This is a genomic window from Prevotella fusca JCM 17724, assembly GCF_001262015.1.
In the GTDB taxonomy this organism is placed as follows: Bacteria; Bacteroidota; Bacteroidia; order Bacteroidales; family Bacteroidaceae; genus Prevotella; species Prevotella fusca.
In genome coordinates, this window is record NZ_CP012074.1 from 331206 (window position 1) to 345184 (window position 13979).

At 46.0% G+C, this 13979-nt stretch carries 16 protein-coding genes; 6 read left to right on the forward strand and 10 right to left on the reverse strand.

The annotated features are described in order from the left end of the window. Window positions 1-166: 166 nt before the first annotated feature. From ADJ77_RS01315 to rplM, 5 genes are all read right to left on the reverse strand, one after another. Complete coding sequence (locus ADJ77_RS01315; RefSeq protein WP_025077954.1) at window positions 167-784, reverse strand: fumarylacetoacetate hydrolase family protein; 618 nt, start codon at window positions 782-784, stop codon at window positions 167-169. A 430-nt stretch (window positions 785-1214) separates the two neighbouring features. After that, a complete protein-coding gene (gene tsf, locus ADJ77_RS01320) occupies window positions 1215-2213 on the reverse strand; it encodes a translation elongation factor Ts (RefSeq protein ID WP_025077953.1) in 999 nt (332 codons plus the stop codon). A gap of 124 nt (window positions 2214-2337) precedes the next feature. Beyond that, entirely contained in the window at window positions 2338-3153 is an 816-nt protein-coding gene (gene rpsB / locus ADJ77_RS01325) for a 30S ribosomal protein S2 (protein WP_025077952.1), read from the reverse strand. A 236-nt stretch (window positions 3154-3389) separates the two neighbouring features. Further along, the gene (rpsI, locus tag ADJ77_RS01330; protein WP_021671639.1) at window positions 3390-3776 is read right to left on the reverse strand and encodes a 30S ribosomal protein S9; all 387 of its coding nucleotides are present in this window, start codon (window positions 3774-3776) and stop codon (window positions 3390-3392) included. 11 nt (window positions 3777-3787) lie between these two features. Next, window positions 3788-4252 carry a 50S ribosomal protein L13 gene (gene rplM, locus ADJ77_RS01335; protein ID WP_025077951.1) on the reverse strand — a complete coding sequence of 155 codons (465 nt, stop codon included), beginning with the start codon at window positions 4250-4252 and terminating at the stop codon, window positions 3788-3790. Window positions 4253-4706: 454 nt separating this feature from the next. Here rplM and ADJ77_RS01340 point away from each other — a divergent pair, with 454 nt between their 5' ends. After that, window positions 4707-5804 carry a lactonase family protein gene (locus ADJ77_RS01340; protein ID WP_025077950.1) on the forward strand — a complete coding sequence of 366 codons (1098 nt, stop codon included), beginning with the start codon at window positions 4707-4709 and terminating at the stop codon, window positions 5802-5804. A gap of 472 nt (window positions 5805-6276) precedes the next feature. Here ADJ77_RS01340 and ADJ77_RS01345 read toward each other — a convergent pair whose 3' ends face one another. The 3 genes from ADJ77_RS01345 to ADJ77_RS01355 are packed head-to-tail and all read right to left on the reverse strand — an operon-like array spanning window position 6277 to window position 7941. Then, window positions 6277-6699 (reverse strand): RNA-binding S4 domain-containing protein, encoded by a 423-nt coding sequence (locus ADJ77_RS01345; protein WP_025077949.1) that lies wholly within the window; start codon window positions 6697-6699, stop codon window positions 6277-6279. Window positions 6700-6730: 31 nt separating this feature from the next. Then, window positions 6731-7303: an aminoacyl-tRNA hydrolase gene (pth, locus tag ADJ77_RS01350; protein WP_050695949.1), complete on the reverse strand. Its 573-nt coding sequence runs from the start codon at window positions 7301-7303 to the stop codon at window positions 6731-6733. A gap of 32 nt (window positions 7304-7335) precedes the next feature. After that, window positions 7336-7941 (reverse strand): 50S ribosomal protein L25/general stress protein Ctc, encoded by a 606-nt coding sequence (locus ADJ77_RS01355; RefSeq protein WP_025077948.1) that lies wholly within the window; start codon window positions 7939-7941, stop codon window positions 7336-7338. Window positions 7942-8204: 263 nt separating this feature from the next. Here ADJ77_RS01355 and nusB point away from each other — a divergent pair, with 263 nt between their 5' ends. The 5 genes from nusB (at window position 8205) to ADJ77_RS01380 (ending at window position 11919) form a co-directional block, all read left to right on the forward strand. Continuing rightward, complete coding sequence (nusB, locus tag ADJ77_RS01360) at window positions 8205-9269, forward strand: transcription antitermination factor NusB (RefSeq protein WP_025077947.1); 1065 nt, start codon at window positions 8205-8207, stop codon at window positions 9267-9269. 252 nt (window positions 9270-9521) lie between these two features. Next, window positions 9522-9851: a preprotein translocase subunit YajC gene (gene yajC / locus ADJ77_RS01365; RefSeq protein ID WP_025077946.1), complete on the forward strand. Its 330-nt coding sequence runs from the start codon at window positions 9522-9524 to the stop codon at window positions 9849-9851. A gap of 32 nt (window positions 9852-9883) precedes the next feature. Further along, entirely contained in the window at window positions 9884-10894 is a 1011-nt protein-coding gene (locus tag ADJ77_RS01370) for a CdaR family protein (protein ID WP_050695950.1), read from the forward strand. After that, window positions 10891-11454, forward strand: a complete 564-nt coding sequence (coaE, locus tag ADJ77_RS01375) for a dephospho-CoA kinase (protein WP_025077945.1) — start codon at window positions 10891-10893, stop codon at window positions 11452-11454. Before ADJ77_RS01370 ends, coaE begins: the two co-directional genes overlap by 4 nt. 27 nt (window positions 11455-11481) lie before the next feature. Next, window positions 11482-11919: a DUF5606 family protein gene (locus tag ADJ77_RS01380; protein ID WP_025077944.1), complete on the forward strand. Its 438-nt coding sequence runs from the start codon at window positions 11482-11484 to the stop codon at window positions 11917-11919. A 137-nt stretch (window positions 11920-12056) separates the two neighbouring features. Here the strand turns inward: ADJ77_RS01380 and ADJ77_RS01385 are convergent, their stop codons facing one another. Together ADJ77_RS01385 and ADJ77_RS01390 are read right to left on the reverse strand one after the other, a co-directional pair. After that, window positions 12057-12887 carry a DUF4846 domain-containing protein gene (locus ADJ77_RS01385; RefSeq protein ID WP_050695951.1) on the reverse strand — a complete coding sequence of 277 codons (831 nt, stop codon included), beginning with the start codon at window positions 12885-12887 and terminating at the stop codon, window positions 12057-12059. A 585-nt stretch (window positions 12888-13472) separates the two neighbouring features. Then, on the reverse strand, window positions 13473-13880 hold the full coding sequence (locus ADJ77_RS01390; protein ID WP_025077943.1) for an Hsp20/alpha crystallin family protein: 408 nt from the start codon (window positions 13878-13880) through the stop codon (window positions 13473-13475). Window positions 13881-13979: the final 99 nt, after the last annotated feature.

The following is a 13979-nucleotide window of genomic DNA, read 5'->3' on the forward strand; positions in this document are numbered from 1 at the left end:
TAATTCCCTCAAAGTCTTTTTGTGTCAGTTGTTTGCAGTGTTGTGTATGCTGTATCTGTTTGGAAGAGAGAATAGTTACTTGTGTCATAAAGTACTTGGTGGATGCTTGTAAGTCCGATAATTCCCGGCTTTGTCACTGATTAATCTGTAATGTAACCTGTTGCACTTATTTGCAATTGAAGTCAAGGACTTTTCTCTCTCCTATATATCCTTCCAGATGGTCGTTGATATGAACGGGACCACAGCCAGACGGACAGCCTGTGTATATGATGTCGCCTGTCTTGAGGGTGAAGTAGCGGCTGATATAACTGATGAGCTCATCCACCTTGTATAACATCTCACTTGTGCAGCCTTCCTGTACAGTCTGACCGTTGATGTCAAGATGGAAGTGCAGCCGTTGCACGTCAAGGAATTTCTCCTTTGGTACCCATTCGCCTAAAGCTGCAGCACCATCAAAACTCTTGCAGAGCGTCCAAGGCAGTCCTTGTGCCCTTAGCTTTTGCTGTAGTTCGCGAGCCGTGAAGTCAATTCCCAGCGTTACAGCATCGTAATAACGATGAGCAAAACGCTTGGAGATGGTCTTGCCCAGACGGCAGATGCGCACCACAAGTTCCGTCTCATATTCAATCGTTCCCAAGTCATCGGGAATGAAGAAAGGCTTTCCGTCTTTCAGCAGGGCTGAATCAGCCTTGGTGAAGATGACAGGTCTTTCCTTTGTTGATAACGTTTCATTCAGTGATTTATTATGTTCGGCATAGTTCATGCCTATTGCAAAGATTTTCATTGTTCGTAGTTTCTGTTGGTGCTTGTTGTTCTATAATGCCAATTAGTGCTGTTCGGTAAATATTTCTCGCACGAATTGGCCATCAGCGTCTTACTTATATAATGACAATAATGAACTTTCTACCGATGTGTTGTTGGTAAACACGTGTTGTGTTGTTGGTAAACACATGTTGTGCTTATTTGTAAACACCAATCGTGTTGAGGCTTCATTCCTTTGTAATACATAGCTGGAGAGGGCGTAATTTGTTTTGGAAAAGAGATGTGAGGGCGTGCAATTTAAGTTTTATCGGGCAGCAATTAATCTTAATAAGCCTCATTGGGTTGATAAGTCTAATAGTACTAAATGGCCGTTCGTTTAATGAAAAAGGAGCTGCAGGAGCCTGATGGCTTTCCTGCAACTCCCATATCTTTCTTTTAAAGAAGCTCTGTGATTACTCAGCAGAGAGTGTGAAACGCTTGTAAGCAACAACCTTGAGGTCCTTGCCCTGAGTCTTGAGCCACTCGCCTACGCTCTGTTTGTCGCCATCACCGAACTGGAACTCCTGGTCAATGAGACAACTCTCCTTGAAAAACTTGTTCAGACGACCCTTAGCGATGTTCTGAATCATATCCTCATTGAGGTTTGCAGCCTTCTCGGCAGAAACAGTGTTGCGAATCTCGATAGCCTTATCAGCCTCCTCACGGGTCAACCAACCCTTCTTGATGTTAGACTCGATGTGGTCATCGCTGTCAACGAGGTTAGCATTGATGCCAGCCTTCTTGATAGCAGCAACAACAGCCTTCTCAATCTGCTCTTCCTTGGTCTTCTCAACAGCAACCTTGAATTCCTCGTCCTTTACAGACTGTGGAACTGCTGTCTCGTCGAGTGCCAGTGGCTTCATAGCTGCAACCTGCATAGCTACCTTGTGACCAGCCTCCTCGTTATTCTCGTTGAGCTGAACCATAGTAGCGAGAGTGTGCTTGTTCATGTGGTCATAAACAGAAACGTTCTCACCCTCAAGGAAGTTGTAGCCGTCAAGCTCCATTTTCTCACCAGTAATACCAGAACGCTGCTGAACGGCAGTAGCAGCATCCTCACCGTTAGCGAGCTTCAAAGCCTTAACCTCGTCAAGGCTCTGGCACTTGTTAGCAACAGCAGCGTCCAGAATCTCCTGAACGAGAGCGATGAAGTCCTGACCGTTAGCAACGAAGTCAGTCTCACACTTGATAGCAACCATAGCAGCGAAGCCGTCAGCCTGCTTAACGAGTACACAACCGTTTGATGTCTCACGGTCAGAACGCTTTGCAGCGATAGCCAGACCACGCTCACGGATCAGTTCCTTTGCCTTGTCGAAATCGCCTTCAGCCTCTGTGAGTGCCTTCTTTACGTCAGCCAGACCTGCGCCAGTCATAGCGCGGAGCTTCTTGATATCTTCAATAGATACAGCCATTTTTTTGTTTTCCTTTTCTAATATTGTTAAATATTGTGGGCGTTGATGAGGGATGATGAACTTCACGTATCATGAAGATACAGAAGCTCATTAGCACTCACCAGCGCCCACTATGTTTCATTTATTACTCAGCAGCTGGTGCCTCGTTCTCAGCCTTTGGTGCCTCTTCAGTCTTGCGTGCAGCACGCTTTGGCTTTGCCTCAGCAGCCTCTTCAGCCTGCTCAGCAGCAGCCTTCTCGTCAGCCTTCTCAGCCTTGCGCTCCTCAAGACCCTCTGCGATGGCACCGCAGCAAGCAGCGAGGATAGCCTCTACAGAATCCTTTGCGTCGTCATTAGCTGGGATAACGTAGTCGATGTGCTTTGGATCAGAGTTGGTATCAACGATACCGAATACTGGAATGCCGAGACGGTTAGCCTCCTTGACAGCGATGTGCTCCTTCATTACGTCTACAACGAAGAGTGCAGATGGCAGACGAGTCAGGTCAGAGATAGAACCAAGGTTCTTCTCGAGCTTAGCACGCTGACGTGAAATCTGCAGAAGTTCACGCTTAGAGAGGTTGGAGAATGTTCCGTCGTTCATCAACTTGTCGATGTTCGTCATTTTCTTCACTGCCTTACGGATTGTTGGGAAGTTGGTCAGCATACCGCCAGCCCAACGCTCGTTTACGTATGGCATGTTTACTGCTGCAGCCTTCTCAGCTACAACTTCCTTAGCCTGTTTTTTAGTAGCGACGAACAGAATCTTCTTGCCACTCTTGGCAATACCCTTGAGTGCCTCTGCAGCCTCGTCAATCTTAGCTACAGTCTTGTGAAGATCGATGATGTGGATACCGTTGCGCTCCATGAAGATATAAGGAGCCATTGCTGGGTTCCACTTGCGACGGAGGTGGCCAAAGTGGCATCCTGCCTCCAATAACTGGTCAAAATTTGTTCTTGACATCTTGTTTGTTTTTACTTGTTTACTTTCTTTTTAATTCTTTCTTGGCGAATGAGCTTCGCCAGGCTTTGTTAGAATCAACTGACGGGTAGTCCCCCGATAAGGAATCGCATCAGTTTAGATACTAAACCATTTTCTTTTGTCTTTGACCTTTGACTTTTGAGCTTTGGAGATTGCCTATTCTGTTATTGAATAAAGCATATCATAAAGTTCAATGTTCCAAAGAACAAAAGAAAATATTAACGCTTACTGAACTGGAAGTGAGCACGAGCCTTTGGCTGACCTGGCTTCTTACGCTCAACAGTACGGCTGTCGCGTGTCAGGAATCCGTGATCCTTCAGGTTCTTCTTGTCTTCGGCGTTAACCTTAACCAGTGCACGAGCGATAGCAAGACGCAGTGCCTGGCTCTGACCAGTAAAGCCACCACCATCGAGGTTAGCCTTAATGTCATACTGACCTTCTACACCGAGCAACTGCAGTGGCTGCTTAACCACGTACTGCAGGATAGCTGATGGGAAGAATTCAGTTAAATCTTTCTTGTTGATAGTGATCTTGCCGGTGCCCTCTGAGAGGTAAACACGCGCTACTGCGCTCTTACGGCGACCAATTGCATTAATTACTTCCATCTTTCTCCTTATTATTTATACTGGTTAATATCAATTGCCTTTGGCTTCTGTGCCTCGAGACCGTTGAGCTCTGTACCTTCGATAACATAGAGGTTATCCAACAGGTGACGACCTAAAGGACCCTTTGGTAACATACCCTTTACGGCATGGCGGATCATCTTGTCGACACCGTTCTTACGAGTGCGAAGCTGTGCAGGAGTGTTGAAACGCTGACCACCTGGGTAACCAGTATAACGTGTGTAAACCTTATCAGTCTCCTTCTTACCAGAGAATACAACCTTAGCTGCATTGATAATGATTACGTTGTCACCACAATCTACGTGTGGGGTGAAAGTTGGCTTGTACTTTCCGCGAAGCAGCTTAGCTACTTTAGAGCAAAGGCGACCTACAATCTGATCGCTGGCGTCAATAACGACCCACTCCTTCTTAGCTGTTTCCTTGTTTACGGAAATAGTCTTGTAACTTAAAGTGTCCATTCTAAAAAATTAATAATTTTACTACTAAAAAACGTTTTCTGTTTTACGACTGTGCCTTTCCTAACCATGCTGCCCGGCCAAAGACAACACTATTAACACGCATCGTACGGGGTTCTAAGACTACCCCTATAATAATCGGACTGCAAAGGTACTTATTTTCTACATTTATAATTATATTTGAATGTTTGATGGCGTGTTGTTTATGATTATTTAACTAAACTTCATAAACTGGTTTTGATGAAAGTTGATTATTAAAGCTATGATAACCTTCCTAAATGCTGTACATCCCCCACCACGAATGTTATTGAAAACTTAAAATCAATTCGGAGATGCAAAAAATAGCAAAAAAGATTGAGCGTTATGAGAGTTTTACTTATTTTTGTAACAATGAAAACAGACATCTTGCATTCTGATAGGAAAAATCAAAACAACATATAAAACATATTTAATAGAAATGAAAGTAAAATCTTCTTTGTTAGGTATGGCTTTAGCCATCCTCCCTGTTTTCGGCTTTGCCGGTAACAACATCAAGATGGTGGTCGGAACCTATACGGATGCCGGCAGCCAGGGTTTGTATTCCTTCTCTTTCGACCAGTCAACGGGCGAAGTATCTGCACTCAGTTCGCTGAGCGTTGACAATCCTTCTTACTTCACTTTCAGCAAGAACGGGCGTTTCATTTATGCTGTCAGCGAGCAGAACAGTTCCAAGGCTGTGCTCAACTGCATTGGCTTCGACCCTGTTACCGGCAGCTTTTCATTCATGAACTCACAGCTGACGCATGGTGCCGACCCTTGCTATGTTGATACGGATGGACGGATAGCCCTTACAGCAAACTACTCAAGCGGCACCATCTCAGTCTTCCCAATCCTCAAGAACGGAACACTCGACAAGTCGCAGTTGCAGATTAGCAGCAGGAAGGGCGGTCCTAACCGCTCACGTCAGGGAATTCCACATGCGCACTGTGCTGTATTTGCCCCTGACGGAAACATCTTTGCTACCGATTTCAGTGGTGACCGCCTCCTCAGTTTCTATTATAATAAGGATGAGCAGAAACTCGAGGACCATGGTATTGCAGCTCATGTGAAGGCTGGTTCTGGTCCACGTCATCTCGTCTTCTCGCCCAATGGCAAGTATGCTTACCTGATGAACGAGCTGTCAGGCAAGGTGATTGTTTACAAGTATACGGAAGGAAAGCTGAAGGAAATCCAGTCTGTCCTTGCTGATAATGCACAGGCAAAGGGCGGTGCAGACATCCATGTCAGCCCTGACGGTATGTTCGTCTATGCCAGCACACGTCTGGAGGGTGATGGCATCACCATCTTCCGTACTGATTACAACGGCAAATTGACACGTGTCGGCATGCAGCCTACTGGTCGTCATCCGCGTAACTTTGCCATCACTCCAAATGGCAAGTTCCTACTTGTTGCCTGTCGTGACGACAACAAGATACAGGTGTTCTCACGCGACAAGAATACTGGTATGCTCCAGAATACCAATCAGGACATTAGTCTCAGCCGTCCAGCCTGCGTGAAGTTCTACCGTATAAAATAGAATCAATCTCCTGGTGTTATTGGAAGTCAAAGGAGTTAAGCCATCACCGGCAGTCAGTTAAAGGCTGATGTGAAGGTGTTGGCTTGGCTCCTTTGCTTTGTCACGGAATTCTTTTCATGCAAAGAAATATTTATTTTTACGACAAGAAATATTTTTCTTCATGAAAAGAAATATTTTTCTTCACGTAAATAATTCACAAGTGTGGGGCAGGGCAAGTCTTTCCCATTCGTTGAAAAGACGTTTGGAGGCGGTGTTTTCAGAAAGAAAGAAGTGTATTGGACGGTGTGTTTGTGTCAAGATAATTGTCGGTACAGTGTGGAGATGCATGGTTTGTGCGCCCGTGAAGAATGTTAGTGGGCTGATACACGAACCATGCGCTCCTATACTTGCAGCAGCATTTGTTGCTGCGTGGGATAATATCGTTCTGTTTTATGTTGTTGTAAGACCAGGTCTACCTGTTCGGTTGCTGTTGTCAGAAGATTTCGTCCTCGTCCTCTTCCTCCTCAAAGCCAAATAGGGCAGGGTCGACAAAGGCATCTATCTGGCGGCGGTCCTTCTTTGTCGGACGACCAGTCCCACGTGCTCTGTCGACGAAGCCGCTGATACGGCTCATCTCCAGCAGTTCGTACTGTTTTGCATCGGTTACGTTCTCGTAGACTTCTGGGATGAGCTTTGCACCGACCCGCTGTTCAATGGTCTTGAGAACCTTGAACGAGTAGGTGACAGGCGGCTTCTTGACGCTCACTACTTCACCCGCCTTAATGGTGTGTGAAGGCTTTACGTTGATGCCTTTTATCGTGACACGACCGTTCTTGCAGGCGTCTGCAGCGAAGGAACGGGTCTTGAAGATGCGGGCAGCCCATAGCCATTTGTCAATTCTTGCAATGTCGTTCATCGTTTCATACTATGTTTAAAATTGCGTGATACTATTTCTTTCCGAGCTTGTTAAACTGATTCATCGTGATGTCAATGCCTGCAAGGGCAAAGCTCTTGATGATGTCCACGCCCAAGTCGATAGCCGGCTGAAGTTCTTTCATGTCTTCTTCAGAATAATGCCCCAGCACCCAGTCAACCTGTCCGCCACGTGGGTAGTCATTGCCGACACCCATTCGCAGTCGTGCATAGTTCTGTCCGATGAGTTGCTGGATATGCCCCAGTCCGTTGTGTCCGCCATTTGAGCCGCTTCCCTTTAGTCGGAAAGCACCTAACGGCAGGGCTACATCATCGGATATAACCAAGAGCCGGCTCTGGTCGATATTCTCCTTGTTGAGCCAGTAACGCACGGCATTTCCCGAGAGATTCATGAACGTAGTGGGCTTCAGAAGAATAATCTTGCGCCCCTTGACCGTCGTTTTAGCAATGAATCCGTAACGCTTGTCCTCAAAAACAATATTGGACGCTTTAGCGAAAGCGTCCAATACCATAAATCCTGTATTGTGTCTGGTTCCCTCGTACTCATGTCCGGGGTTGCCCAGTCCACAAATCAAATACTTGTCCAATTCTTTATCTGAATTAACTGGTTTCGTTATGATTACTCTGCCTCAGCAGCTGCGGCAGCCTGTGCAGCCTGGATAGAGTTACGTGTTGCCTTGATTGAGCAAACAACAACCTCTTTTGGAGTTATCAGCTCAAGACCCTCGAAGCTCAGCTCGCCAACCTTGATGCTCTTGCCAAGACCAAGCTCGGTAACGTTGATGTCGAGGTGCTCTGGAATCTGCTGGAAAGGAGCCTTTACGTTAATCTTACGGATAGACATGTTCATACGACCACCATCGCGGACACCCTGTGCCAAACCAACGAGCTTAACTGGTACACCCATAACGATTGGCTTCTGGTCGTTCACCTCATAGAAGTCTACGTGAAGCAGAGCATCTGTTACTGGGTGGAACTGAAGTTCCTTGAGAACTGCAGTGTGTCTCTCGCCATCGATAAGCAACTCTACAACGTAGATGTGTGGAGTGTAAACCAACTTGCGCAGCTCTGACATTGAAGCGGTGAATGACATTGCTACTGGCTTGCCGTCCTGCTGTGCCTCACCATAGAGGTTACATGGAACCAAGCCCTCCTTGCGGAGCTGCTTTGAAGCTTTCTTTCCAAGGTCTGTACGCTTCTGACCTGCTACTTTAATTTCCTTCATAATTTTGTGTTACTCTAAATTAATATGAACTTTAATTCGCCATCACACACTGAGAGATCAAGGAATTGGAAATCTAATGAATGTCACAACTTTCAATCCTCAATTTGCAAAAAGCGGTGCAAAGTTACTTCTTTTCAATGGAATGACCAAGTATTATCTAAAAAAACATAGAAAAAGACGGTATTGTTTGCATGTACGAAGGAAAATTCCTACATTTGCAAAATAAAGTATTCAATATGAAACACAATCTTTGAGAACAGACAATGATCAATAGGGAATTAATAAGAATTAAGATTGTCCAGTTAACCTATGCATACTATCAGAACGGTAACAGGAATATGGACAATGCTGAGAAGGAACTGCTTTTCAGCTTGGCGAAAGCGTATGATCTCTACAATTACCTCTTGGCGTTAATCGTATCTATTACGCAAGAGGAGCGTCATCGTGTGGAGATTGCTGCCAATCGTGCTACCCGTGAGGGGGCAGAGGCTCCTTCGGCTCGTTTTGCAAACAACAAGTTCGCTGTTCAGTTGGAGGAGAACAAGCAACTCAACCTTTTCATGGAATCACAGAAACGCCGTTGGGAAGATGACATGGAGGCTGTGCGTAAGCTCTGCGACCAGATAGAACAGAGCACTATCTATCAGGAATATATGGATAGTGATGATGATTCATACGAGGCAGACCGTGAGGTGTGGCGTAAGATTTACCGTACACTCATCCAGGAGAATCCTGATTTGGATGCTGTCTTGGAGGAGAAGAGTCTCTATTGGAATGATGATAAGGAGGTCGTTGATACTTTCGTCATCAAGACCATCAAGCGTTTTGATCCGGCTAACAAGGCTGATCAGGAGCTTCTTCCAGAGTATCGTGATGAAGAAGACCGTGACTTTGCGCTCAAGCTCTTCCGCTCTACAATCCTCAATGCTGACGACTACCAGCGTTATATGAGTGAGTCGAGCCGCAACTGGGACTTCTCACGACTGGCTTATATGGATGTTGTCATCATGCAGATAGCTATTGCCGAGATGCTTACATTCCCTAATATCCCGGTAACGGTGACCATCAACGAGTATGTTGACTTGGCTAAGCTGTACAGTACACCACGCAGTGGCGGATACATCAACGGTATGCTCGATACGATTGCACGCCACCTCATACAGACGGGCAAGATGATGAAGACAATGCCAGAGCCTCGTCCTCGTCGTCCTCGCAATGACTGTCAGGATGAAAGGGCACTACGCCGTGAGGGGCGTCGCCCTACAATTGCGCAGACTTCTGCCCAGCGTGTGGCAAATCGTCAGCAACCAGAAACAGAACAACAGTAGGGATATGGGGCGTTAAGCTCACAGGCTGATGGGCTGGATGGGATCTTGATAAGACAGGTAAGTGTTTATAAGTGCTTGTGAAACCTGTTACAAGTACTTATGAAATGTGTTGTAAGTGCTTATGAAACCTGTTAGCACTTATTCTTAAGTGCATTATGCTTGCTTTATCTGTCACTCCCCTTTCTCGTTAGTCAGCGTTTATCACCTCCTATTTACTCCTAATAAAATTAAGAAAATAATAACTGATAAATAATGAATACAGCATTTATCCTCGCAGCACAGGCTGCAAGTCAAGGCAGCCCGATGCCTATGATTATCATGATGGTAGCTATCTTTGCCATCATGTGGTTTTTCATGATTCGTCCACAGCAGAAGAGGCAGAAGGAAATCCGTGCTTTCCAGAACAGCCTTTCAGCAGGCGACACTGTCGTTACTGGTGGCGGTATCTATGGAACGGTAAAACATATTGATATGGCAACTAATAAGGTTGAGGTTGAGATTGCACGTGGTGTAGTCATTACTGTTGACAAGAACTACGTCTTTGCAAGCGTACAGGCTTCTCAGCAGAGCCAGACGAAGTAAATCTTATTGGTGGTAAAAAGGGAAAGCATTTGATGAAAACAGGCAAATCGCTTCATACATTCAGTACCTTCAGGAACTTCTTGTCGAGGATATTCAACAAGGAGTTTCTGATTTTTTTATTCTTCTTGGTACTGAGTGGTGGGTTCTGGTTGATTATGACGCTGAATGAGACGTATGAGCGTGAGTTCAGCATTCCACTTCGCCTGACTGGCATGCCTCGCAACGTGGTCATCACCAGTGATCCTGACTCTGTAGTCCGGTTTACTGTTCGTGACAAGGGGTATATGCTTGCTTTTTACGGACTTGACGATACTTTCCACCCCATCTATATCGACTATCAGCATCATAATGACGGGCGGAGCAGGGGCGATATTTCTGTAACTGACATCCAGCGTCAGATTTATCCTCAGCTTTCTAAAAGCTCAAAGATTACTTCTGTCAAAGGTGGCAAGTTCTCTTTCTCTTTCAACTTCGGTCGGCATAAGAAAGTACCCGTGCGCCTTTTGGGAACGGTCACCCCTGGTGACAACTATTATCTCGCACGTGTCGACTTCATTCCAGACAGTGTTCAGGTCTATGCAGCACGGAATGTGTTGGATAGTATTCAGACTGTATATACGATGCGGCAGCATATTACAAACTTTACGGATGTCAAGGAACTGACGGTAGACCTCCGCAAGTTTACGAATGCCAAGTGTATTCCTTCCAAGGTGAAGATGAAACTCTATCCGGATGTGCTCACAGAGGAGAGTGTTGAAGTGCCGATCGAGGCTATCAATATGCCCGATGACAAGGTGATGCGTACTTTCCCAAGCAAGATAAGGGTGAACTTTGTCGTGGGAGCCTACCGTATGCGCTCAATGCCGAAGAATGCCGAGACCAAGGAACTTCTCCCTGTCGGCTTCCGTGTAGTAGTAAACTACAAGGAGGTGGAAGAGAATAGCTCCGAGAAATGTCATGTCTATGTGCTCACTTCGCCCAATGGGGTTCGTAACGTTCGCACGGCGGTAAATACCGTTGATTACCTCATTGAGCAGCGATGATAGTAGCTTTGACTGGTGGTATAGGCAGTGGGAAGTCTTACGTCTGCAGGCTTCTTGCCGAGCGTGGAGTCTCTGTTTACGATTGTGATGCTCACGCCAAGGAACTGATGCGCACTTCCCTCCAGCTCCAACAGCAGCTTTCCGCCCTTGTCGGCGATGGCGTGTTCTGTGATGGTGTCTTGCAGAAAGCCGTTCTTGCCGAGTATCTCCTTCGCAGTGAAGAACATGTGCTGGCGGTGAATGCCGTCATACACCCCGCTGTTGCCCGTGATTTTGAGCAGTCTGGACAATCATGGCTTGAGAGTGCTATCCTTTTCGACAGTGGCTTTGACCGCCGTACCCATATTGACAAGGTGGTATGTGTTACAGCTCCAGAAGAAGAACGTATCCGACGAGTGATGGTGCGTGACGGCATCAGTAGAGAGCAGACCCTTGGATGGATGGCTCGCCAGCTGCCACAGGAAGAAGTGTTGCGGCGCAGTGATTACGAAATCATTAACGACGGCATACGTCCGTTGGCTCCACAGGTAGACAGTCTTCTTTCGCTTATCTCAGAATAATTAAATTATAAACAAGAATAGATTAAAATGTTACAGACAATCCTTTCAATCGCAGGCAAGCCAGGTCTCTATAAGCTGGTAAGCCGTGGTAAAATGAATCTTATCGTCGAGGCACTTGACGAGACGCACAAGCGTCAGCCTGCATTCGGCACAGACCGTGTGACGAGTCTTGCTGATATAGCCATGTTCACTGAAACTGAGGATGTTCCTCTGGGAGATGTGCTGGCTAAGTTGCGCGACAAGGAAGAGGGCAAGGTGGCTTCTCTCAACTGGCGCAAGGCTTCTGCCAAGGAGTTGCAGGATTACTTTGCAGAGATTCTGCCCGACTTCGACCGTGACCGTGTACACGCAAGCGACATCAAGAAACTCCTTCAGTGGTATGAGATTCTCGTCAAGGCAGGCATCACCAACTTCGAGGAGGACATGAAGCCGACAGAAGGCGATAATATTGACGACAGAAAGTAAAAGTTCTTTCAGGTCAGAATACAAAAATATAAAAGCACTGTGAGTCAGCTCACGGTGCTTTTTTCTTGTCTGTTGTTTTCCTGATGAGGCTTGTGGATGCGGTTCTTGAAAACGAATCCTGCAGATTCCTCCATGTTTTACTGGAAGCGTTTTGCATAGTTTCCACGGAAATACCAGCCTGGAGTTTCAAGGTATTTCACCTGCGGATTGATGCAGAACCACTGGTTGAAAATCTCAATTTCCTGGGCAGGTGTATAGCCCTGTGCAAGCAGGTAGACGGCTTCTCCAGCCTTGTTGACCGCCTTGTCTACGATAATGACCGTATGACCGGGATGACCACCATTGATAATCACGTCACCAACCTGCAGTTCCTTGCCGGTGATGGTGGATAGTTCCTTTTCCAGCGATGCCGTTCCTGCATAGGTGAAGACGATGTTCAGATACTTGCGGAACGTCTTGTAGGAATAATCAGCTCCTGTATCCTTGCTGTACCAGCACTTCCACGTGTTCTTGTCAATGTGGATTCGTTCGCCTTTTGCCCAGCGGGCATAGTCTGCCCGGAAGCCGTTGGTGAAGTTGAAGTGAATCTTGTCATACTGCTTCGTCCGCCAGAGCCATACGGCTCTCAGGTAGATAACCGCATCGGCACACTGGTCTGCAACTCCATATCCAAAGTCAACGTCAACAACCGCTCCGTCATAGTTGCGCTGTTTGACACTGCCATTATAATAATGTAGATCACTTCCGGCTTCCTTTAGGGGGAGATGACGTAGGAATGAGGCGAAAGAACCTTCCGGGAGTTTCACCTTTTCATAACCACGGGGTGGTGCCAGGCGTTGTGGTCTTGCTGTTTGATGCTGCTCGTCCAGAGTTTTCTGAACGCTCTGTTGCGGTTGTCCGTTGGTCTGTCCTGTGCAGGAAAGCAGAAAAACGGTCAGTATTACGGAGATAGAATGTATTGTCTTCATTGTTTTTAGTGTACTGAATGTTATGGTCTTCACCTGCAAATATACGCAAAATCTCCTAACCAGTCAAGTCGGTGTTATTAAAAGATGTTTTGTGATTTCCTGTCTGTCGGGTTTAAGGTTGTGTCTTTCTTTGATTATTTTGTATTGATTTTATGTCTTCTTTTCTTGTCATTTCCATGGCAGTGTGGCGTCATCACGGAATTATCTTCATGAGAAGAAGAATTTTTTTTCATGAAGAAAAATATTTATTTTCACGAAGAAAAATATTTATTTTCATGAAAATAATTCGCAGCTGCGGTTTTCCTGCATGAAAAAGTACAGCTTTTCAGGATTTGTCTCCTTGTTCTTCAGTCCGTTTTCAATGGTATAATGATGGGGGAGAGAGTGCCGGGCTGCTTGGGATGCATGGCTTGTAAGTCCGTCATAAATCATTGTTTTTGTGGTATATGCAGTACTTTGCAGGCACAAAAATCCCCCAGGCGTATTCGGTCTGGGGGATAATCCACAATAACTAATCCATTTCATCAAAGTTCCTCAGCTTGTTGCATTGGAACAAAATCCTCTCATCAGGGGAATATGGCAGGTTTAACCTACCGTAATCTGCCTTGCAACCTTCTGCTCCTGAACCTGAATCTTAGGCAGGGTGATGGTAAGTACTCCGTTTGCGACGCGTGCAGCAATACCGTCCTTTTGAACATCATCCGGCAGAATCAGCGTCTGCTCATACTTGCTGTAAGCGAACTCGCGACGGAGGTAATGAGCCTTCTGCTCCTTCTCCTCGGTTTTCTTTTCCATCTTGATGGTCAAGTCGCCATCGCCGTTGATGTTTACATCAAAGTCATCCTTGCTCAGTCCCGGTGCTGCAAGTTCTACGGTGTAATCCTTTTCTGACTCCAGTACGTTGATTGCAGGTGCTGTCGGGTTTGCCTTTGGCATATTTGCTGTGTTCAAAAAGTCATTGAAAACTTCTGGTAACCATGAATTTCTATACATAACTTAATCTCCTTTACTTTAAGATGTTTATTAATGTTTTGTACTGACTAATATACAAGGAATGTACCATTGGGTGTTTTCTGTCAATTTGTCGGTTGT